At 67.7% G+C, this 19,701-nt stretch carries 18 protein-coding genes and 7 tRNA genes; 8 read left to right on the top strand and 17 right to left on the bottom strand.

Features of this window, described 5'->3' with window-relative positions; genetic code table 11:
* Positions 1–12: 12 nt before the first annotated feature.
* Positions 13–822, top strand: a complete 810-nt coding sequence (gene thiD / locus U4012_RS21035; protein WP_124486176.1) for a bifunctional hydroxymethylpyrimidine kinase/phosphomethylpyrimidine kinase — start codon at positions 13–15, stop codon at positions 820–822.
* Positions 823–840: 18 nt separating this feature from the next.
* Here the strand turns inward: thiD and U4012_RS21030 are convergent, their stop codons facing one another.
* Genes U4012_RS21030 through tsaB form a run of 4 tightly spaced genes read right to left on the bottom strand, consistent with a single transcriptional unit; the run spans position 841 to position 4,157 of the window.
* Positions 841–1,800: a DUF1853 family protein gene (locus tag U4012_RS21030; protein ID WP_321801202.1), complete on the bottom strand. Its 960-nt coding sequence runs from the start codon at positions 1,798–1,800 to the stop codon at positions 841–843.
* Entirely contained in the window at positions 1,797–2,906 is a 1,110-nt protein-coding gene (locus U4012_RS21025; RefSeq protein WP_321801200.1) for a uracil-DNA glycosylase, read from the bottom strand. The genes U4012_RS21030 and U4012_RS21025 overlap by 4 nt, the downstream gene beginning before the upstream one ends.
* The gene (rimI, locus tag U4012_RS21020) at positions 2,893–3,393 is read right to left on the bottom strand and encodes a ribosomal protein S18-alanine N-acetyltransferase (protein WP_044847952.1); all 501 of its coding nucleotides are present in this window, start codon (positions 3,391–3,393) and stop codon (positions 2,893–2,895) included. The genes U4012_RS21025 and rimI overlap by 14 nt, the downstream gene beginning before the upstream one ends.
* Positions 3,390–4,157, bottom strand: coding sequence for a tRNA (adenosine(37)-N6)-threonylcarbamoyltransferase complex dimerization subunit type 1 TsaB (gene tsaB, locus U4012_RS21015; RefSeq protein ID WP_044847953.1), 768 nt, complete (start codon positions 4,155–4,157; stop codon positions 3,390–3,392). Before tsaB ends, rimI begins: the two co-directional genes overlap by 4 nt.
* Positions 4,158–4,304: 147 nt before the next feature.
* On the opposite strand from tsaB, the gene U4012_RS21010 reads away from it, so the two are divergent.
* The 3 genes from U4012_RS21010 to aceA all read left to right on the top strand — a co-directional run bounded on the left by U4012_RS21010 (position 4,305) and on the right by aceA (position 8,172).
* Positions 4,305–4,574 carry an acyl-CoA-binding protein gene (locus U4012_RS21010; RefSeq protein WP_044847954.1) on the top strand — a complete coding sequence of 90 codons (270 nt, stop codon included), beginning with the start codon at positions 4,305–4,307 and terminating at the stop codon, positions 4,572–4,574.
* A 368-nt stretch (positions 4,575–4,942) separates the two neighbouring features.
* The gene (locus U4012_RS21005; protein ID WP_044847955.1) at positions 4,943–6,484 is read left to right on the top strand and encodes a DEAD/DEAH box helicase; all 1,542 of its coding nucleotides are present in this window, start codon (positions 4,943–4,945) and stop codon (positions 6,482–6,484) included.
* A 380-nt stretch (positions 6,485–6,864) separates the two neighbouring features.
* The gene (gene aceA / locus U4012_RS21000; protein WP_321801195.1) at positions 6,865–8,172 is read left to right on the top strand and encodes an isocitrate lyase; all 1,308 of its coding nucleotides are present in this window, start codon (positions 6,865–6,867) and stop codon (positions 8,170–8,172) included.
* 226 nt (positions 8,173–8,398) lie between these two features.
* On the opposite strand, the gene U4012_RS20995 is transcribed toward aceA, so the two are convergent.
* Together U4012_RS20995 and U4012_RS20990 are read right to left on the bottom strand one after the other, a co-directional pair.
* A complete protein-coding gene (locus U4012_RS20995; RefSeq protein ID WP_044848000.1) occupies positions 8,399–8,833 on the bottom strand; it encodes a universal stress protein in 435 nt (144 codons plus the stop codon).
* A 174-nt stretch (positions 8,834–9,007) separates the two neighbouring features.
* Positions 9,008–9,913, bottom strand: coding sequence for a LysR family transcriptional regulator (locus tag U4012_RS20990; RefSeq protein ID WP_044847957.1), 906 nt, complete (start codon positions 9,911–9,913; stop codon positions 9,008–9,010).
* Between the two features lie 154 nt (positions 9,914–10,067).
* Here U4012_RS20990 and U4012_RS20985 point away from each other — a divergent pair, with 154 nt between their 5' ends.
* Together U4012_RS20985 and aceB are read left to right on the top strand one after the other, a co-directional pair.
* Complete coding sequence (locus tag U4012_RS20985) at positions 10,068–10,829, top strand: haloacid dehalogenase type II (protein WP_321801192.1); 762 nt, start codon at positions 10,068–10,070, stop codon at positions 10,827–10,829.
* Between the two features lie 67 nt (positions 10,830–10,896).
* Positions 10,897–12,489 carry a malate synthase A gene (gene aceB, locus U4012_RS20980; RefSeq protein WP_321801190.1) on the top strand — a complete coding sequence of 531 codons (1,593 nt, stop codon included), beginning with the start codon at positions 10,897–10,899 and terminating at the stop codon, positions 12,487–12,489.
* A gap of 106 nt (positions 12,490–12,595) precedes the next feature.
* On the opposite strand, the gene U4012_RS20975 is transcribed toward aceB, so the two are convergent.
* Complete coding sequence (locus U4012_RS20975) at positions 12,596–13,021, bottom strand: gamma-glutamylcyclotransferase family protein (protein ID WP_321801188.1); 426 nt, start codon at positions 13,019–13,021, stop codon at positions 12,596–12,598.
* 302 nt (positions 13,022–13,323) lie between these two features.
* On the opposite strand from U4012_RS20975, the gene U4012_RS20970 reads away from it, so the two are divergent.
* Positions 13,324–14,202: an AraC family transcriptional regulator gene (locus tag U4012_RS20970; protein ID WP_044847960.1), complete on the top strand. Its 879-nt coding sequence runs from the start codon at positions 13,324–13,326 to the stop codon at positions 14,200–14,202.
* Positions 14,203–14,242: 40 nt separating this feature from the next.
* Here U4012_RS20970 and U4012_RS20965 read toward each other — a convergent pair whose 3' ends face one another.
* From U4012_RS20965 to gltX, 9 genes are all read right to left on the bottom strand, one after another.
* Positions 14,243–14,707: a GNAT family N-acetyltransferase gene (locus tag U4012_RS20965; RefSeq protein ID WP_014896698.1), complete on the bottom strand. Its 465-nt coding sequence runs from the start codon at positions 14,705–14,707 to the stop codon at positions 14,243–14,245.
* Positions 14,708–15,022: 315 nt separating this feature from the next.
* Positions 15,023–15,099, bottom strand: a tRNA-Asp gene (locus tag U4012_RS20960).
* A gap of 73 nt (positions 15,100–15,172) precedes the next feature.
* Positions 15,173–15,248: transfer RNA gene (locus U4012_RS20955), tRNA-Glu, on the bottom strand.
* 65 nt (positions 15,249–15,313) lie between these two features.
* Positions 15,314–15,390: transfer RNA gene (locus U4012_RS20950), tRNA-Asp, on the bottom strand.
* An 83-nt stretch (positions 15,391–15,473) separates the two neighbouring features.
* Positions 15,474–15,549 (bottom strand) — tRNA-Glu (locus U4012_RS20945).
* Between the two features lie 63 nt (positions 15,550–15,612).
* Positions 15,613–15,689, bottom strand: a tRNA-Asp gene (locus U4012_RS20940).
* Positions 15,690–15,769: 80 nt separating this feature from the next.
* Positions 15,770–15,845: transfer RNA gene (locus tag U4012_RS20935), tRNA-Glu, on the bottom strand.
* 141 nt (positions 15,846–15,986) lie between these two features.
* Positions 15,987–16,062: transfer RNA gene (locus U4012_RS20930), tRNA-Ala, on the bottom strand.
* 128 nt (positions 16,063–16,190) lie between these two features.
* A complete protein-coding gene (gltX, locus tag U4012_RS20925) occupies positions 16,191–17,600 on the bottom strand; it encodes a glutamate--tRNA ligase (protein ID WP_321801185.1) in 1,410 nt (469 codons plus the stop codon).
* 280 nt (positions 17,601–17,880) lie between these two features.
* Here gltX and U4012_RS20920 point away from each other — a divergent pair, with 280 nt between their 5' ends.
* Positions 17,881–18,807, top strand: a complete 927-nt coding sequence (locus U4012_RS20920) for a patatin-like phospholipase family protein (RefSeq protein ID WP_044847962.1) — start codon at positions 17,881–17,883, stop codon at positions 18,805–18,807.
* Between the two features lie 151 nt (positions 18,808–18,958).
* Here U4012_RS20920 and U4012_RS20915 read toward each other — a convergent pair whose 3' ends face one another.
* Positions 18,959–19,633: a C40 family peptidase gene (locus U4012_RS20915; protein WP_044847963.1), complete on the bottom strand. Its 675-nt coding sequence runs from the start codon at positions 19,631–19,633 to the stop codon at positions 18,959–18,961.
* Between the last annotated feature and the right edge of the window lie 68 nt (positions 19,634–19,701).

The following is a 19,701-nucleotide window of genomic DNA, read 5'->3' as shown; positions in this document are numbered from 1 at the left end:
CGCCTTGCCATCATGACGCACCCGATACCCAACGTCCTGACGATCGCCGGCTCCGACTCGGGCGGCGGCGCGGGCATCCAGGCCGATCTCAAGACCTTCTCCGCGCTCGGCGCGTACGGCGCGAGCGTGATCACCGCGCTGACCGCGCAGAACACGCGCGGCGTGACCGGCGTGCACGCGCCGGACGCCGCGTTCGTGACCGCGCAGCTCGACGCGGTGTTCGACGACATCCGCATCGACGCGGTCAAGATCGGCATGCTCGCGAACGCGGCGATCGTGCACGCGGTCGCCGACGCGCTGCGGCGCCATGCGCCGCGCTTCGTCGTGCTCGATACGGTGATGATTTCGAAGAGTTCGCACGCGCTGCTCGCGCCCGATGCGGTCGACGCGTTGCGCGACGCGCTGCTGCCGCTCGCGACCGTCGTCACGCCGAACCTGCCCGAAGCGGCCGCCCTGCTCGGCGACACGCCCGCGATGACCGAAGACGACATGGTCCGGCAAGGCCAGGCGCTGCTGAAGACCGGCGCGCGCGCCGTGCTGATGAAGGGCGGCCACCTGCCCGACGCGGCCGCGAGCCCCGACTGGCTCGTCGATGCGGCGCATGCGGTGCGGTTCGACGGCACGCGCGTGCCGGTCAGCAACACGCACGGCACGGGCTGCACGCTGTCGTCGGCGATCGCCGCGCTGCTGCCGCAGCGGCCCGATCTCGACAGCGCGGTGCGCGAAGCGAAGGCCTACCTGACCGGCGCGATCGCCGCGAGCGGCCAGCTCGACGTCGGCCACGGCGTCGGCCCCGTCCATCACTTCCATCGCTGGTGGTAAGCGCCGGCTGATGCGGCGTCAGTGGTCCTGGGCAGCGAACGCCTGCGCACGCGCGGGCCAGTCGTCCGGCACGATGAAGCCACGCGCCGTCTCCCGCCATACGCCGTTGCCGTCCTGTCGATGGACGCCGATCAGCGCGGGCGCCTGGCGCGCCGTCAAGGCGGACGGCAACTCGAGCGAACGCGCCAGCGGTTCGGGCGCGGCGTCGGCCGCCACCCGCCGCGGCGCGAGCCATGCGAGCCGCGGCAGCACGTTCCACGCCGCACCGTCGGGCTGCGCGGTGGCCCAGGCCGGCCACTGCGCGTGCGTGAGCCAGAACCCGCGCGGATGATCGGCCGCGATTTCCGCGGCCACCGGCGGCAGCGGCACGCCGTGCGGATAGAACAGCCAGCCCTTGATGAACATCTGCGCATCGGACGGCGCGCCGTAGCCCAGCAGCGCGAACCCGTGGCGATCGCTCAGCCGCAGCTGATGCTCGAGCAGCCGGCTGCGCTTGCGGTCGAGGCGGTCGACGAGATTCGGCCCGACGAAATCCGCGAGCGACGCGTCGCCGTCGACCGGCGCGCATAGATAGCACTTGACCGCGAGTTCCCAGTGCAGGCGCAGCCCGCCCGGCGCATCGACGATGAAATCGACCTCGCCGAGCGTCTTGCCGTTGCTGCGCAGCGGCAGGTTGGCGGCGACGAGCCGCAGCGACGGCCCGTGTGTGAGGAAATACTCCAGCAGGCATTCGGCATAGCGGCCGAGTCGCACGGGCCGCAGCCCGTCGAGCGCGCGGTGCAGCGGCTCGGGCGCGGCATCGAGCGCGACGAGCCACGCTTCGACGGCCACCCGCTCGACCGCATCCGACCACGGATGCGCGAGCGGCGCGCCGGGCGCGGCAGTGAGCAGGCTCGGGCTCGCGAGGAGCCAGCCCAGATCGCGGACCGCGGCATCGTGCAGCGTATCGATGAACGCGACCGCCGCGCCGCGCGTCATTGTCCGGCCGGCCCGTGCGCGGCGGCGCCCTCCGCCCGCTGGAACGTATCGCGCGCCAGGCACAGGTCGGCCCACGCCTTCGACTTGTCCTGCAGGCTGCGCAGCAGGTACGCCGGGTGGTAGGTGACGATCACCGGCACGCCTTCGTACGTGTGCACGCGGCCGCGCAGCGATGCGATGCTCGCGTCCGTCTTCAGCAGCGTCTGCGCGGCGAAGCGGCCGAGCGCGACGATCAGCTTCGGCTTCACGAGCGCGACCTGGCGCTGCAGGTACGGCTCGCAGCGCGCGACCTCGTCCGGTTCCGGATTGCGGTTGCCGGGCGGGCGGCACTTGATCACGTTCGCGATGTAGACGTTGTCGCCGCGCTTGAGCGCGAGCGACTGCAGCATGTTGTCGAGCAGCTTGCCGGCCTGGCCGACGAAGGGCTCGCCCTGCCTGTCCTCGTTCTCGCCCGGCGCTTCGCCGATCAGCATCCAGTCCGCTTCCCGATCGCCGACACCGAACACGGTATTGGTGCGCTTCTCGCACAGGCGGCAGCTCGTGCAGCCGGCGACGCGTGCGGCGAGCGCATCCCAGTCGAGCATCGCGACCGGCGTTGCAGCAGGACGCGCTTCGGCCGGCGGCAGCGGATCGCCGGGCGGCGCCGCGTCGAACCACGCGAAATCGTCTTCGGTGAGCGGCGGCAGGTCGTCCGCGGCGGCGGCGGCCGGGGACGACGCCGGCCCGGCGGACGCGCGATCGTCGTCGATCGCGGCACGCGCGCCGCCGCCCGTTTCGTCGATCGCGGCACGCGCGCCGCTGCCCGTTTCCGCAGCCGGTGCCGCGGAGCGCGCGGCGCCGCCAGCGGGCGGCGTATCCGCCAGCGGCCTATCGCCGCGCGGGAACACGCGTGCAGGCGCCTGCGTGTCACGCGACTGCTCCGACGTCGGCCGCGACGCGGGCGCAACGGTTGCGGCCGCAACGGCGGACGCATCGTCCGCCGCGCCCGGCACGCCAACCGGCCCGGCCCCCGCGCCACCCGCTTCGGCGCCTTCCGCGCGCGAGCCGCGCCGCACCCAGATCTGCGCGAGCCCCATTTCCTCAAGCGCTGCTTCAGCCCACGCCATGCGCGTCCCCTTCGTCCTTGTTCAGCGTCAGACGCATCACGATCGCGTCCTCCCGGCTGCGATGCCGCGCCGGATAGTAGTTCTTGCGCCGGCCGATCGTCACGAAGCCGAAGCGCTCGTACAGATGGATCGCCCGCGGATTGGACGGCCGCACCTCGAGCAGCACGCCGTCGAGCCCCTCCGCGCGCGAGATGCGCACGGCTTCGCGCAGCAGCGCGAGGCCCGCGCCCGACTGCTGGGCGGCCGGCGCGACGCACAGGTTCAGCAGGTGCATTTCGTCGATCACCGGCATCAGCACGCAATAGCCGACGAGCGCGCCCGTCACGTGCCGCAGGCACACGCCGAAATAGCCGTTGCGCAACGAATCCTGGAAATTGCCGCGGCTCCACGGGAATTCGTACGCGACCTGCTCGATCGCGACGACCTCGTCGAGATCGGTGTCGGTCATCGGCGACAAATAGCGGTCGCTCAACAGGACGCCCGTCATCCTTTTGCTCCGTCCGTCTGCGCGGCACGCGCGGCCATGCGTTCGGCGGTGGTCTGCGCGACCTTGTCGCGCACGTATTCGGGTGCGGCCTGGTCGGCCGGCACCGTCCGGCCGGCGCGGAACGCCCGCAGCCCGGCATGCGCGACCGCCAGCGCATGCGGCAGCGCATCGCCGTCGATCACTGCCGCGGCCGCCGCCGCCGGCAGTTGCGCGCCGAACGCGGCGGCTGCGTTGCCCGCGAGCGTAAACGGCGCGTCGGGCACGCCGACGGCGCCCGGTGCATCGAGCGACGCCGGATGCAGCGTGCGCCAGTCGCCCGCCTGCTCGTCCCATGCGAAGTCGGCCCAGTACGCTTCGTCCATCCGCGCGTCGAGCGCGGCCAGCACGCGCGTCGTGCCGGGTGCGCGCAGCCGCGCGTGCTCGGCGCACGCGAGCAGCGTGCTGACCGGCACGACCGGCAGCCCGCGCCCGAACGCGAGCCCCTGCGTAATGCCGGTCGCGGTGCGCAGCCCGGTGAACGAGCCGGGGCCCGCGCCGAACGCGATCGCGTCGCAATCGGCGAACGTGAGGCCCGATTCGGCGAAGAGCTCCTGGATGGCCGGCAGCACGCGCGTGCTCGACACGGCGCCCGTCAGCTCGTGGCGGACCCAGGTTTGCGGGGTGGAAACGGCGTCATCGGCGAAAGCCGAGCGCAGCAGCGCGACCGAGCAGTATTCGGTCGACGTATCGATGGCGAGGAGCACTGTTTGCGTCATGGCCGACATTGTAATGCGGCGCCCCGCTCCCACGGGCGATCGGACCCGATCGCGATGCGCGCGCCGCGTGGCCGGCGGTTTGGAAGGATCGCTCGACCCCGCGCGGCGCGGCGCTTGTTAAGATCGCCCGACCTGAAACCCTTACGGAGACACACGATGAGCGAACTCACCGCCCAATTCGACCAGGCCCAGGTCGACGTCAAGCAACTGACCGAGCGACCGGGCAACCTGACGCTGCTGCGCCTGTATGCGCTCTTCAAGCAGGCGACCGACGGCGACGCGCACGGCGACAAGCCGGGCTTCACCGACATCGTCGGCAAGTACAAGTACGACGCGTGGGAAGCGCTGAAAGGCACGACCCAGGATGCGGCGAAGCAGCAATACATCGAACTCGTCGAATCGCTGAAGAACGGCACGGCGTCCTGATCTGTCCCGCCTGCCGAGACAGGCAATCAATAGGCAATCAAATCAGTGGCGCAGCGCAGCAAATATCTCTATAATGCTGGCTGCGTCACCTCCCGCGCTCGGCTCGCAAGCCGTTCCGGCCCGACGCCTCGTAGCGTTAAGCTCCAATCCGGTTTAGAACCTGTCCCCTCCTGCTTCGACCCTCGCGGTCGTCAACTAGGCTGGCGGCCCCCGCTCCAGAAGCGCGCCGCACCCAAAACAGCTTCTAATGCCTCATCCGCCGACGGTTCGGCGGATTGCACCCGTTTCCCGATTTGCTCGCTGAATCCGACGACTTGGGTATGCGCGATTGGCGCCGACGTTTCACCCACTGTGTTTCAAGGATTGTTATGACTTCGAGCATCAACTCCAGCCCGCTCAACGCGATCGCCGACCAGGCGCTCGGTCTCGAGAACGCCGCCGCACCGGCCGCGGTCGAACCGGCGTCGGACGAGCCGACTTTCGCGTCGCTCGGGTTGTCGCCGGAGATCGTCTCCGCGCTGCAGGCCGCCGGCTACGCCAAGCCGACGCCGGTCCAGCAGCGCGCGATTCCGGCCGGCATCGCCGGTCGGGACCTGCTGGTGTCGAGCCCGACCGGTTCGGGCAAGACGGCCGCATTCATGCTGCCCGCGATCGAACGTTTCGCGCAGCTCCAGAAGGCGCAGGCGCAGCAACCGCGCGCGCCGCGCGAACCGAACCAGGGCGACCGCCGTGCGCGCCGCCCGCAGCCCGTCGCCCGCCCGGGCCTGCTCGTGCTGACGCCGACCCGTGAACTCGCGATGCAGGTCACCACGGCCGCGTCGACCTATGGCAAGCACCTGAAGCGCCTGCGCACGGTCAGCATCCTCGGCGGCGTCGCCTACGGCCAGCAGCTGATGCTGCTCGCGAAGAACCCCGAGATCCTGGTCGCCACGCCGGGCCGTCTGCTCGATCACCTCGAGCGCGGCCGCATCGACCTGTCCGAACTGAAGATGCTCGTGCTCGACGAAGCCGACCGCATGCTCGACATGGGCTTCATCGAAGACATCGAGACGATCGTCGCCGCGACGCCCGAGTCGCGCCAGACGATGCTGTTCTCGGCCACGCTCGACGGCAAGATCGGTTCGCTGACGAGCCGCCTGCTGAAGGATCCGGAACGCATCGAGATCCAGCAGCGCCTCGAATCGCGCGCGAACATCGCGCAGACCGTCCATTACGTCGACGACCGCGACCACAAGGACCGCCTGCTCGATCACCTGCTGCGCGACGACGCGCTCGACCAGGCGATCATCTTCACGGCGACCAAGATCGATGCCGACCAGCTCGCCGGCCGTCTCGCCGACGCCGGCTTCGAATCGGCCGCGCTGCACGGTGACCTGCCGCAGGGCGCGCGCAACCGCACGATCCGTGCGCTGCGCGAGCGCCGTGTGCGCGTGCTGGTCGCGACCGACGTCGCAGCCCGCGGCATCGACATCCCGGGCATCACGCACGTGTTCAACTACGACCTGCCGAAGTTCGCGGAAGACTACGTGCACCGTATCGGCCGTACGGGCCGTGCCGGCCGTTCGGGCACCGCGGTGAGCCTCGTGCACCACGCCGAGCAAGGCGCGCTCAAGCGCATCGAGCGCTTCGTGCGCTCGCCGCTGCCGGTCAACGTGATCGAAGGCTTCGAGCCCCGCAAGGCACCCCCGCGCAACGATCGCGGCACCGGCGGCCGCGGCCGTCCGGGCGGCGGTAACGGCGGTCGTCGTTTCGGCGGCAAGCCGGGCGGCGGTCATGGCGGCAACGGCCGCAGCTACGGCGGCGGCAATGGCGGCGGCTGGAGCGGCAAGCCGGGCGGCAGCCGTGACGGCGGCCCGCGTCGCGACGGCCAGCGCAGCGGCGGCCCGCGTCGCAGCAATTCGGCGTCGTAAGCACGCCCCGGCGGCCCCCGCGGCCGCCCGCCCATCCGGCAAACCGGCGCACCCGCGCCGGTTTTTTTTCGTCCCGCGCCAAATTTCACGATGCGGAAAATTTTTTTGCGTCGTAAAAAATCATGCTGCGCGGCACAACCTTACAATTGCGAGATGGGAAAAATCGTTTCTCATTGCGAAACACAAAACACAAGCTGTTGATTAACAACGATTAAAAAGTTTCAAACTTCCTGGTATAGCCCCTGTTTCATTCGGATCGGTTTGCCTAGACTCTTATACAAGACTTCTCAAAGCGGCACGCACCGCGCCCCGCTTCGAGAACAGCATCAGCACCGTCCGATTCGACCGATCTGGCAACACACCGCATCAAGGAGCTCATCATGTCGCGACAGCAACAGGCACAGGAACTGCAAAAGCAATGGGAAAGCGATCCGCGCTGGAAGGGCATCAAGCGCAGCTACACGGCTGAGGACGTGGTGCGCCTGCGCGGCTCGATCGCCGTCGAGCACACGCTGGCCAAGCGCGGCGCGGAAAAGCTGTGGCGCCTCATCAACGAAGAGCCGTTCGTCAACGCACTCGGTGCGCTGACCGGCAACCAGGCGATGCAGCAGGTGAAGGCCGGCCTGAAGGCGATCTACCTGTCGGGCTGGCAAGTGGCCGGCGACGCGAACGTCGCGGGCGAAATGTACCCGGACCAGTCGCTGTACCCGGCGAACTCGGTGCCGCTCGTCGTCAAGCGCATCAACAACACGCTGACGCGCGCCGACCAGATCCAGTGGTCGGAAGGCAAGAATCCGGGCGACGAAGGCTACGTCGATTTCTTCGCGCCGATCGTCGCGGACGCGGAAGCCGGCTTCGGCGGCGTGCTGAATGCGTTCGAACTGATGAAAGCGATGATCGAGGCCGGCGCCTCGGGCGTGCACTTCGAGGATCAGCTCGCGTCGGTAAAGAAGTGCGGCCACATGGGCGGCAAGGTGCTGGTGCCGACCCGAGAAGCGGTCGCGAAGCTGTCGGCCGCGCGTCTCGCGGCCGACGTGATGGGCACACCGACCCTGCTGGTCGCGCGGACCGACGCGGAAGCGGCGGACCTGATCACGTCCGACATCGACGACAACGACAAGCCGTTCCTGACGGGCGAGCGCACGGTCGAAGGCTTCTTCCGCACGAAGCCGGGCATCGGGCAGGCGATCTCGCGCGGCCTCGCGTATGCGCCGTACGCCGATCTCGTCTGGTGCGAGACGGGCAAGCCGGATCTCGAGTACGCGAAGAAATTCGCGGAAGCGATCCACAAGCAGTTCCCCGGCAAGATGCTGTCGTACAACTGCTCGCCGTCGTTCAACTGGAAGAAGAACCTCGACGACGCGACGATCGCGAAGTTCCAGAAGGAACTCGGCGCGATGGGCTACAAGTTCCAGTTCATCACGCTGGCCGGCTTCCATGCGCTGAACTACTCGATGTTCAACCTCGCGCACGGCTATGCCCGCACGCAGATGAGCGCGTTCGTCGAGCTGCAGCAGGCCGAGTTCGCGGCGGCCGACAAGGGCTTCACGGCCGTCAAGCACCAGCGCGAAGTCGGCACCGGCTACTTCGACGCGGTCACGCAGACGGTCGAGCGGGAAGCCTCGACGACCGCGCTGCACGGCTCGACCGAAGACGAACAGTTCTTCGACGGCAAGAAGGTCGCGTAACGCGCGCAAGCGTCACGCCGATGCCGGCCCGTCACGCGACGGCGCGGCATCGGCGGCACCGGACAACAATCAGGGGGGAGACGGCTGGCGCGCGATCGACGTCGCGCGACCGGTCGCGCGCGGCCAGTGGCCGCCAGCAACGACGCGCGCCGGCTTCGTCCGGCGCGCCCTTTTTTCAGCGGCCCGGCCATGCGGCCGCCCGCGCGGCGCACATGCGGCGCCGCGTCTACCGATAGACGATCACCGGAATTTTCGTATGGGTCAGCACGCGCTGCGTTTCGCTGCCGATCAGCAGGCTGCCGAGCCCGCGGCGCCCGTGGGACGCCATGAAGATCACGTCGCAGCCGCCACGTTCGGCCGCCTCGATGATGCCGAGGTACGGCGACGGATGCACGCTCGTCCAGCTGTCGCAATCGACGCCGGCCGCCTTCGCGGCCGCCTGCACGTCGTCCAGGTGCGCGCGCGCCTCGCGCTCGCTGCGCGCGCGGAAATCGGCGGGCGGCTCGATGATCACTTCGGAAAACGGCGAGTACGGATACTGCGGCAGGCACGCATAGGCCGTGACCCGCGCGCCGACCGCGCGCGCCAGGTCGATCGCGCCGTCGATCGCCTTCTGCGACAGTTCGGAACCGTCGGTTGGAACGAGGATGTGCCGGAACATCGCGCCCTCCTGCGTCAGACGCACCGCGCGCACCGCGAACCCATGCGGGCCGGCTCCGGCGCGTCGCGCATGCCAGTTTCGATTGTAGTGCGCGAAACCGGGCGACCGGCGCCGGCAGCGGGTTCGCCCTCATATCGGAAACGCGCGGGCCGGTGCGCCCTGCTCGCCCCCGCCCTACTCGCCCCAATACCCGGGCCGTTCGTACGTATGTTTCAGGTAATCGAGAAACAGCCGCACGCGCAGCGGCAGGTGACGGCGCTGCGGAAACACCGCATGGATGCCGATCGGGGGCGCCGCGAACGCGTCGAGCACGGTGACGAGGCGGCCGGCCGCGATATCGTCGCCGACCTCCCACCACGATCGCCATGCCAGGCCGTAGCCGGCGAGGCACCATTCGTGCAGCACCGCGCCGTCCGAGCATTCCATCGTGCCGTTCACGCGGATCGACACCACCTTGTCGCCCTCCTGGAACGCCCAGCCACGCTGCTGGTTCGCATTCGCGGCAAGCGCGAGGCAGTTGTGGCGCGCGAGTTCCGCAAGCGTGGCCGGCGTGCCGCGCCGCGCGAGATACGCGGGGGACGCGACGCACACGCGCCGGTTCTCGCCGAGCTTCAGCGACACCAGCGACGAATCGGGCAGCTCGCCGAGCCGCACCGCGCAATCGAACCCTTCGTTGACGAGGTCGACCATCCGGTCGGACAGGTCGAGCGTGACCGACACGTCCGGATGCGCGCCGCTGAACTCGGGCACGAGCGGCGCGACGTGGCGCCGCCCGAAGCCGGCCGGCGCGGAAATGCGCAGGTGGCCGCTCGCCTTCACGCCGCCGGCGGACACGCTCGCCTCCGCGTTCTGCATGTCGTTGATGATCCGCTGGCAATCCTCGAGGAAGGCCGAACCCTCGAAGGTCAGCGTGAGCTTGCGCGTGGTCCGCACCAGCAGCTTCACGCCGAGCCGCTCCTCGAGCGCGTCGAGGCGGCGGCCGATGATCGCCGGCGCGACGCCTTCCGCATGCGCGGCCGCCGACAGGCTGCCCTTCGCCGCGACCGCGGCGAACGTTTCGATCTGTTTGAACCGGTCCATGACTCGCAAGGGCGGCGTTCCCGCCCTTCAAAAAGCTTGAACGGTCAAGATTAGGTATATGAAAGTAAAAGATCAAGTGATGTTTAGCGTCTTTTTTAGCACTGACGAGCACGAATAAAATCGTTTCCGACCTCTGAAACTGGAGTGCAAGGCTATGTCGGCCACAACGACACTCTCCTCTCCCGACGCAATCCTCTTCGATGCATTCGGCACGTTGTTCGACGTGCATGCGGTCGTGGCCGCGGCAGAGCAGATGTTTCCCGGTCACGGGGACCGGTTGTCGCGGCTGTGGCGACGCAAGCAAATCGAATACTCGCAATTGCGCACGCTCGCCGATCCGTCCGGCGCCCGCTATCGCCCGTTCCGCGACATCACGCTCGACGCGTTGCGGTTCGCCGCGCGCAGGCTCGGGCTCGCGCTGAACAGCGCGGCCGAGAAGCGGCTGATGGACGAATACGCGTGCCTGTCCACCTATCCCGACACGGTGCCCGCGCTGCGCAAGCTGCGCGCGCTCGACCCGCGCCCGCCGCTCGCGATCCTGTCGAACGGCAACCCGGAGATGCTCGACATCGCGATCAAGAGCGCCGGCATGACCGGCCTGTTCGATCGCGTGCTGTCGGCCGACGCGGTACGCGCGTACAAGCCGAGCCCCGTCGCGTACGCACTCGGCACCGCCGCGTTCGGCGCGAACCCGCGCGACATCGTGTTCGTGTCGTCGAACGCCTGGGACGTCGCGGGGGCCGCCTGGTTCGGCTACACGACGTTCTGGCTCAACCGCACGGGTGCGCCCGCCGAGGAACTCGGCGCGCCGCCCGACGGCACCGGCAGCGGCATGGCCGACCTGCTCGCATTCCTCGCCACCCCGGCTCCGTCCGGCAGACCCGCGATCCGCGCGCGCCCCGGCCCGGGCGCATGACGTTCGCTGCGCTGCCGCCTTCCCCCTTCACCGAAACCGCAACTGACCGACCAAGGAGATGAGACTCATGAGCACCCCGATCACGCTGCCGCAAGGCATGGCGATCACCGGCGAAATCAAGCCGGGTTACGAAGCGATCCTGACGCCTGAAGCACTCGCGCTCGTCGCGGCGCTGCACCGCGCGTTCGAGCCGCGCCGCCAGGCGCTGCTGCAGGCCCGCGTCGAACGCACCAAGCGCCTCGACGCCGGCGAGCGCCCCGATTTCCTGGCCGACACGAAGGCGATCCGCGAGGGCGACTGGAAGGTCGCGCCGCTGCCGGCCGACCTGCAATGCCGCCGCGTCGAGATCACCGGCCCCGTCGAGCGCAAGATGATCATCAACGCGCTAAACTCGGGCGCCGATTCGTACATGACGGACTTCGAGGATTCGAACGCGCCGAGCTGGACGAACCAGATCGACGGCCAGATCAACCTGAAGGACGCGGTGCGCCGCACGATCTCGCTCGAACAGAACGGCAAGTCGTACCAGCTGAACGACAAGGTCGCGACGCTGATCGTGCGTCCGCGCGGCTGGCATCTCGACGAGAAGCACGTGACGGTCGACGGCCAGCGCGTGTCCGGCGGCATCTTCGATTTCGCGCTGTTCCTGTTCCACAACGCGAAGGAACTGATCGCGCGCGGCTCGGGCCCGTACTTCTACCTCCCGAAGATGGAAAGCCATCTCGAAGCGCGCCTGTGGAACGACATCTTCGTCGCGGCACAGGAGGCAGTCGGCGTGCCGCGCGGCACGATCCGCGCGACGGTGCTGATCGAGACGATCCTCGCCGCGTTCGAGATGGACGAGATCCTGTACGAACTGCGCGAACACAGCTCGGGCCTGAACGCCGGCCGCTGGGATTACATCTTCTCGGCGATCAAGAAGTTCAAGAACGACCGCGACTTCTGCCTGGCCGATCGCTCGAAGATCACGATGACGGTGCCGTTCATGCGCGCGTACGCGCTGCTGCTGCTGAAGACCTGTCACAAGCGCAACGCGCCGGCGATCGGCGGGATGGCTGCGCTGATTCCGATCAAGAACGATCCGGAAGCGAACGACAAGGCGATGGGCGGCGTGCGTTCGGACAAGGCCCGCGACGCGACCGACGGCTACGACGGCGGCTGGGTCGCGCACCCGGGCCTCGTGCCGATCGCGATGGAGGAATTCGTCAAGGTGCTCGGCGACCAGCCGAACCAGATCGCGAAGCAACGCGACGACGTGCAGATCGAAGGCAAGAACCTGCTCGACTTCCAGCCTGAAGCGCCGATCACCGAAGCCGGCCTGCGCAACAACATCAACGTCGGCATCCACTATCTCGGCGCCTGGCTCGACGGCAACGGCTGCGTGCCGATCCACAACTTGATGGAAGACGCGGCGACCGCCGAGATCTCCCGCTCGCAGGTGTGGCAGTGGATCCGCTCGCCGAAGGGCGTGCTCGACGACGGCCGCAAGGTCACCGCCGAGCTCGTGCGCGAATTCGCGAAGGCCGAGCTCGACAACGTGAAGCGGTCGGTCGGCGGCAACACGCAGCCGTACGAGCGTGCCGCGGCGATCTTCGAACAGATGTCGACGTCGGAAGGCTTCACCGAATTCCTGACGCTGCCGCTGTACGAGGAAATCTGACGACGCGGGCCGGGTCGCCCGGTCCTGCCCGCCGCCGGTCGCGCAACACGGCGGCATGAAAAAAGCGCCCCGCGGGGCGCTTTTCCTTTGCGGGGCAGCGGGTTCTCTATGCGGATGCGGCGGCGGCTTCCCGCTCGCGCCGGTGCTGGACCCAGTCGCCCGACGCGATGCGCGGACGGTCGGCTGCCGCATGCGCGGCGACCGGATAGTAGATGCACGCATAGGCACGACCGCCGAGTTCGACGGTCACCGGCTCCTGCCGGAACAGCGTGTCGACGCCCGGATAGACGCGCTCGATCTCGTGGAGCACGGGCACCAGTCGCTCGTCGATCTCGTAGACGTCGCCCCACACGAGCGACCGGCCGGCCGGCCCGGGCACCATGCCCGGATACGTGCCGAAATCGTACAGTTCGCCCGGCAGTGCGGCCGCCCCGAGCAGCGTCGGCGCGGCGATCCCGTGCCGCGCGGCCGCCTGGCCGATGTCGTTGGCTTCTCCCGCTCTCAACGTGCCGTAGACGAATACATGGCGCATCGTGGTCCTCCTCTTCGATTCAGGTGTTGCCGTGCCGGGCCGTCGCGGCCGTGCCGCGGGCGCCGGCGTCGTTGGGGCGCTGCTTGTGCGAAAACGCGCCCGCATCGATAGACCGCGCCGGCGGCACGATGGTTCTTGTCGGCACGACGCATCACGCTGGCCCGGGCTTGCGCCGGCCGGCACACGTGCTGCCCCATACAAAGTTCATTTGAACCGTGCATTATCGGCCGAAAAACCGCCGCATGCGCCTGCGCGGCGCCTTCTAAAATGACGGCATCGCCGCCGCGCCGACCGAATCGTTCATGAACCCGCCAGCCCAAGCCGACGCATCGAACCCGTACGACGTCATCGACATCCCGCCCGAGTTCGCGCCGACCCGCGTCCACCCGATGCGTGTCCGGGCACGGCAGGTCGACGCCGGCCGCCGGATCCCGCTGCACACGCACGCGTGGGCGCAACTTGCGTATGCATCGCGCGGCGTGCTGCGCGTCGCGACGACCGGGACGACGTGGATGGTGCCGCCTTCCCGCGCGATCTGGGTGCCGCCGCACGTCACGCACGAGGTCGTGATCGTCGAGGAAGCGTACTTGCGCACGCTGTACATCGACGAGTCGGTCGTGCCGGACGGGCTCGACGCATGCCGGGTGGTCGAGGTGACGGGCTTGCTGCGCGAACTGATCGTCGCGCTCGACGCGCGCGACCTGAGCGGCACCCGCGAACGGCTGCTGTGCGGGCTCGTGCTCGACGAGCTGAGCCGCGCCGAACCGCTGCCGCTCGCGGTGCCGATGCCCGACGAGAAGCGGCTGCGCATGCTGTGCGAGGCGGTGCTCGCGCAACCGGCGCATGCGGAATCGCTCGAACACTGGGCGAGCGAGGTCGGTGCGAGCACGCGCACGATCTCGCGGCTGTTCAGGCAGGAACTGGGCGTGAGTTTTTCGCAGTGGCGGCAGCAGGCGCTGCTTGCGCGCGCGATTCCGCTGTTGAACCAGGGGCGCCCGCTGTCGCATATCGCACGCGAACTCGGCTACCAGAGCCAGAGCGCGTTTTCGGCGATGTTCCGGCGCGCGTTCGGCGAAAGCCCGCGCGCGTTCATGCTGCGCGGCTACGAGCATCGCGGCGCGGAAGACGGCATCGCAATCGACGACGCCCCCGACGACGACGCGATCGACGCCGCCCGCTGACCGTCGCCGCGTGGCCCCCGCGTGGGTAACCGTTACGCGCTCAAACCGGACGCACCATGTGGCGAATCGAGCCGAGCTGGGCCAGCCTCGGCCCGGTGACGCGGTAGCCCATACGCAGGTAGAGGCGCGCGGCCGGATTGTCGACGAACACACGCAACTGCAGTTCGTGCAGCCCGCGGGCGCGCGCCCAGCGATGCGACATGTCGAGCATGTAGGTGCCGGCGCCCTGTCCGCGATGGCCGGCCGCGATCTGCACGTCGCGGATGTGCAGCGAATCGCCCTCCTCGGTCACACGCAGCACGCCGATACGTTCGCCGTCGGCTTCCAGGATGAAGTTTTCGGATTCGCGCCAGCTCGCATAGAACAGGTCGCTGCGCCAGACGAGCCCATGGCGCTTGTAATAGCCGCCCATGTTGCCGTGCGTCAGCGCCTCGGCAAACGGAAAATCGCCAGGCTCCGCGGGCCGGAGCTGATACAGCAATCGCAGGTCGGTCGGATCGAGCATCGCGCAGGGGTCAAAAACGCATTCCGCCACGATAGCGCAGTCGCGGGCGGATGCAATCGCGAATTTCTCGTAGTGGCGCCGGATCGGCGACGCAAATGAAAAAGCCCGCACGAGGCGGGCTTTTTCATTTTCTGGCGGAGCGGACGGGACTCGCCTACATCCTGCAGGCCGCGGCTGCGCGTGCACGCGCAGCCCTTCGCGTCCCGTCGGAAGCCGCGCAGGCGGCTTCCTCCGCTCCGCAGTCACGCGCCCGCGAGCGGGCACGATCAACGACGCAAATGAAAAAGCCCGCACGAGGCGGGCTTTTTCATTTTCTGGCGGAGCGGACGGGACTCGAACCCGCGACCCCCGGCGTGACAGGCCGGTATTCTAACCGACTGAACTACCGCTCCAGTCTTGCTTCTTGCCTGGCAGGCGTCGGTTACTTCCTGCCGGCGCATCGTTTGTTCGAACGACGCCGAAATCTGGCGTCCCCTAGGGGATTCGAACCCCTGTACTCACCGTGAAAGGGTGATGTCCTAGGCCTCTAGACGAAGGGGACAACGTACTGCTTACATCTTTAACGCAAAAGCCCGCTCAAAACGTTCATTTGAACGGGCTTTGTTCTGGCGGAGCGGACGGGGCTCGAACCCGCGACCCCCGGCGTGACAGGCCGGTATTCTAACCAACTGAACTACCGCTCCAGCTTTCTTTACTCTCACCTGCAGGACCTCGTTCACGTCCTGCAAGCGTTGCGACACTTCTACTACGAAACGCCGCTGAATCCTGGCGTCCCCTAGGGGATTCGAACCCCTGTACTCACCGTGAAAGGGTGATGTCCTAGGCCTCTAGACGAAGGGGACAACGTACTGCTTACATCTTTAATACAAAAGCCCGCTCAAAAACGTCTTGAACGGGCTTCGTTCTGGCGGAGCGGACGGGACTCGAACCCGCGACCCCCGGCGTGACAGGCCGGTATTCTAACCGACTGAACTACCGCTCCAACTTTCTGCACCGTTACCTGCAGGACGTCGGTTACGTTCCTGCAAGCCTCGCGACACTTCTACGAAACGCCGCTGAATCTGGCGTCCCCTAGGGGATTCGAACCCCTGTACTCACCGTGAAAGGGTGATGTCCTAGGCCTCTAGACGAAGGGGACATGATCTTTTCAGATCTGTCTGACTTTCGCTATTCACTCATCATCAACAGCGAAGGCCGAAATTCTAACTGCTTTAAATCATTTTGTGAAGCATTTATTACTTACTACCGCTGCTTCGCAAATCAATTCGTTCTGCTCTGATGGTGGAGGTAAGCGGGATCGAACCGCTGACCTCTTGCATGCCATGCAAGCGCTCTCCCAGCTGAGCTATACCCCCTTGCAGAACAGAAATGAGATTATATGGACCGAATTTGAACTTGTAAATACCCTTTTTGCGATTCGAGCGAAATTTTTTGCGAAGCCGCCGTGACACCCTGCGCGAGCGGCTTCGCATCCGCTCCAACCTCAGGCCAGCGCGGCCTCGATACGCGACACCACGACGTCACGACCGAACAGCACGAGCACCGCGTCGATCGACGGCGTATGCGTCGTGCCCGCCACCAGCAGGCGCACCGGCATCGCGAGCTGCGGCATCTTCAGCTTGTGCGCGCCAAGCGTCGCCTTCAGCGCGGCGGACACCGCTTCCTTCGTCCAGTCGGCCGCCTTCAGCGCGACGACGAGATCGGCCAGTGCCGGGCGCACCGTATCGGTCACGTGCTGCGCGAGCGCGTCGGCATCCGGCGCCGGCACGCGGTAGAACATCGCGGCGCCTTCGGCGATCTCCTTGACCGTCGTCGCGCGGTCCTTCATCAGGCCGACCACCGCATCGAGCGCGGGGCCCGTCGCGATCGCCGCGTCGTCGATGCCGAGCGCGTCGAGGAACGGCTTCGCCAGCGCGGCGAGGCGCGCGTTGTCCGCTTCCTTGATGTAATGGGCGTTCAGCCAGCTCAGCTTGCTGTGGTCGTACTGCGCGGGCGACTTGCCGAGATGCTCGAGGTCGAACCATTCGACGAACTGCTCGCGCGAGAAGATCTCCGCGTCGCCGTGCGACCAGCCGAGGCGCGCGAGGTAGTTGACGACGGCCTCCGGCAGGAAGCCCGCGTCGCGGTACGCCATCACGCTCATCGCGCCATGCCGCTTGCTCATCTTCTCGCCCTGCTCGTTCAGCACGGTCGGCAGGTGCGCGTAGACGGGCGGCTCGCCGCCGAGCGCGCGCAGGATGTTGATCTGGCGCGGCGTGTTGTTCACGTGGTCGTCGCCACGGATCACGTGCGTGATGTTCATGTCCATGTCGTCCACGACCACGCAGAAGTTGTAGATCGGCGTGCCGTCCGGGCGCGCGATCACGAGGTCGTCGAGCTCCTCGTTCGAGATCTCGACACGCCCCTTCACCGCGTCGTCCCACACGACCGTGCCGGTCAGCGGGTTGCGGAACCGCAGCACCGGCTTCACGCCGGCCGGCGGCTCGGGCAGCACCTTGCCCGGCTCCGGACGCCACGTGCCGTCGTAGCGCGGCTTGAGGCCGGCCTCGCGCTGGCGTTCGCGCAGCGCGTCGAGCTCCTCGGCCGACATGTAGCACGGGTACGCGAGGCCCTGCTCGAGCATCTGCGCGAGCACCGCGCGGTAGCGGTCCATCCGCTGCATCTGGTAGATCGGGCCTTCGTCGAAATCCAGGCCGAGCCACTGCATCCCCTCGAGGATCGCGTCGACGGCTTCCTGCGACGAACGCTCGACGTCGGTATCCTCGATACGCAGCACGAACGTGCCTTTCATCTTGCGCGCGAACGCCCACGGATAGAGCGCGGAGCGGATGTTGCCGAGGTGGATGAAGCCGGTGGGACTCGGCGCGAAGCGGGTACGGACAGGACGGGTCATAAACGGTAACTCGAACGCCTGGGGCGCATGAATGATTCGACGCGGGATCGACGGCGACAGCCCGGACAGCACTGGGGCCGGCCGCGCCCGGAACGGGAAAGAAGCCGGAATTATACTCGCGCCGCCCTTCGCGCCAAGCGCGCCGCTTGCTTTATGATGTGCGCGCCGCGGCCGCCAGCCGGCGCCGCGCCGGCCGCGCGGTTTGTTCCGCGCGGCCGCTCGGAACCTATCGCCGCCGCGGGCCGCACGGCCCGCCGCCAAGCCGCCGGAGAACCATTCGATGTCGTCCCCTCGCCTGTCGCGCCGTCACTTCACGATCGCTTGCGCATCCGCCAGCCTCGCCGCCTGCACGTCGTTCGGCGACAAGTCCCGCCCCGACAACGCCGCGAATCCCGCGCAGTCGCGCGAGAAGCCCGTGAAGATCGGCATCGCGCTCGGCGGCGGCGCCGCCCGCGGCTTCTCGCACATCGGCGTGCTGAAGGCGCTCGAGGCGCGCGGCATCCCGGTCGAGATCGTCGCGGGCACGAGCGCGGGCTCGGTGGTCGGGGCGCTCTATGCCGCCGGGATGAGCGGGCTGCAGATCAACAAGATCGCACTCGACATGGATCAGGCAGCGATCAGCGACTGGGCGCTGCCGTTCCGCTCGCGCGGGCTGCTGCAGGGCGTGGCGCTGCAGAACTTCCTGAACAAGACGCTCAACAACCGGCCGATCGAAAAGATGGCGAAGCCGCTCGGCATCGTCGCGACGGACCTGCAGAACGGCCAGCCGATCCTGTTCCAGCAGGGCAATACGGGGCTCGCGGTGCGCGCGTCGTGCAGCGTGCCGTCGGTGTTCGAGCCCGTGAAGATCGGCAACCGCGAATACGTCGACGGGGGCCTCGTGAGCCCGGTGCCCGCGTCGTTCGCGCGCAAGATGGGCGCGAGCTTCGTGATCGCGGTCGACATCTCGTCGCGGCCGGACGGCGCGGCGACCAACAACCCGATCGAGATGCTGCTGCAGACCTTCACGATCATGGGCCAGACGATCAAGACCTACGAGCTCGACAAATACGCGGACGTCGTGATCCGCCCGAACCTCGCGGCAATGGGCGGCAGCGACTTCAACCAGCGCAACGCGGCGATCCTCGCGGGCGAGGAAGCCGTCGCGCGCGTCATGCCCGAGCTGCAGCGCAAGCTCGCGGCGGCCCGCGGCGTCGCGGCGGCATAAGCGGCGCATCGCGGCGCGCGGCGCGCGACAGCGAGCGCGCCACCGACGATGGCCCCGCCACCAGCCGCTTGCGCACGCCCCAAAACAAAAAACCCTGCCGCCTTCCGGTGACAGGGTTTTTTGGATCCGGCGGTTCGCCGGCGAGCGTCGGTCAGTTGCTGCCGTTCGCCGCGTCGTCGCCGATCGTGGCACGCACGCGCTGGCGCAGGTCGTCGGCCTTCATCGGGAACTCCGACTCGAGCCGGCGCGCACCGGTGAAACGCTTTTCCCAGTAGCCGCTGTCGAGATCGTCGACGCGAATCGTGCTGCCCGTCGACGGCGAATGCACGAACTTGTTGTCGCCGATATAGATGCCGACGTGCGAGAACGTACGGCGCATCGTGTTGAAGAACACGAGGTCGCCCGGCTTCAGGTTGCTCATGCTGACCTTCTCGCCGACGCGGCTCATCTCTTCGGCGCGACGCGGCAGCGACATGCCGAGCGTGTCCTGGAACACGTAGCGCACGAAGCCGCTGCAGTCGAGACCGGAATCCGGCGAGTTGCCGCCCCAGCGGTAACGCACGCCGATCATGTTCAGCGCACCGACGACGACGTCGCCTGCCTTGCCCGCCATGCCGGCAAGAAACGACTTCGCGCCGCCGCTCGACGACTGGGCATTGGTCTGCTGGGGGGAGGAGCTCGACCCGATTTGAGTCGAATTCGTGACATTCTGGTTAAAACTGCTGACTTCGTCGGCGAACGCGCCGGGAGCTGCTGCGAACAGGGCGCCGATGAACAGCCCGGCGAGGGTGCGCGCGCATGCCTGGGTCAGGGATCGATGCTGCATTGGTCGATGGAATGTGCTTAAAAATCAGCTGATTGGCGGAAAATTTCGGTCGATACTAGCCAGCGCGT

The organism is Burkholderia sp. BCC1988 (assembly GCF_905339895.1).
GTDB lineage: Bacteria > Pseudomonadota > Gammaproteobacteria > Burkholderiales > Burkholderiaceae > Burkholderia.
This window is presented reverse-complemented; position numbering and strand designations above follow the sequence as displayed.

What these genes read in the sequence shown, in the direction of transcription:
- thiD (WP_124486176.1), top strand. Translation starts at nt 13, where the DNA reads ATGACGCACCCGATACCCAACGTCCTGACGATCGCCGGCTCCGACTCG.
- U4012_RS21030 (WP_321801202.1), bottom strand. Translation starts at nt 1,800, where the DNA reads ATGACGCGCGGCGCGGCGGTCGCGTTCATCGATACGCTGCACGATGCC.
- U4012_RS21025 (WP_321801200.1), bottom strand. Translation starts at nt 2,906, where the DNA reads ATGGCGTGGGCTGAAGCAGCGCTTGAGGAAATGGGGCTCGCGCAGATC.
- rimI (WP_044847952.1), bottom strand. Translation starts at nt 3,393, where the DNA reads ATGACGGGCGTCCTGTTGAGCGACCGCTATTTGTCGCCGATGACCGAC.
- tsaB (WP_044847953.1), bottom strand. Translation starts at nt 4,157, where the DNA reads ATGTCGGCCATGACGCAAACAGTGCTCCTCGCCATCGATACGTCGACC.
- U4012_RS21010 (WP_044847954.1), top strand. Translation starts at nt 4,305, where the DNA reads ATGAGCGAACTCACCGCCCAATTCGACCAGGCCCAGGTCGACGTCAAG.
- U4012_RS21005 (WP_044847955.1), top strand. Translation starts at nt 4,943, where the DNA reads ATGACTTCGAGCATCAACTCCAGCCCGCTCAACGCGATCGCCGACCAG.
- aceA (WP_321801195.1), top strand. Translation starts at nt 6,865, where the DNA reads ATGTCGCGACAGCAACAGGCACAGGAACTGCAAAAGCAATGGGAAAGC.
- U4012_RS20995 (WP_044848000.1), bottom strand. Translation starts at nt 8,833, where the DNA reads ATGTTCCGGCACATCCTCGTTCCAACCGACGGTTCCGAACTGTCGCAG.
- U4012_RS20990 (WP_044847957.1), bottom strand. Translation starts at nt 9,913, where the DNA reads ATGGACCGGTTCAAACAGATCGAAACGTTCGCCGCGGTCGCGGCGAAG.
- U4012_RS20985 (WP_321801192.1), top strand. Translation starts at nt 10,068, where the DNA reads ATGTCGGCCACAACGACACTCTCCTCTCCCGACGCAATCCTCTTCGAT.
- aceB (WP_321801190.1), top strand. Translation starts at nt 10,897, where the DNA reads ATGAGCACCCCGATCACGCTGCCGCAAGGCATGGCGATCACCGGCGAA.
- U4012_RS20975 (WP_321801188.1), bottom strand. Translation starts at nt 13,021, where the DNA reads ATGCGCCATGTATTCGTCTACGGCACGTTGAGAGCGGGAGAAGCCAAC.
- U4012_RS20970 (WP_044847960.1), top strand. Translation starts at nt 13,324, where the DNA reads ATGAACCCGCCAGCCCAAGCCGACGCATCGAACCCGTACGACGTCATC.
- U4012_RS20965 (WP_014896698.1), bottom strand. Translation starts at nt 14,707, where the DNA reads ATGCTCGATCCGACCGACCTGCGATTGCTGTATCAGCTCCGGCCCGCG.
- gltX (WP_321801185.1), bottom strand. Translation starts at nt 17,600, where the DNA reads ATGACCCGTCCTGTCCGTACCCGCTTCGCGCCGAGTCCCACCGGCTTC.
- U4012_RS20920 (WP_044847962.1), top strand. Translation starts at nt 17,881, where the DNA reads ATGTCGTCCCCTCGCCTGTCGCGCCGTCACTTCACGATCGCTTGCGCA.
- U4012_RS20915 (WP_044847963.1), bottom strand. Translation starts at nt 19,633, where the DNA reads ATGCAGCATCGATCCCTGACCCAGGCATGCGCGCGCACCCTCGCCGGG.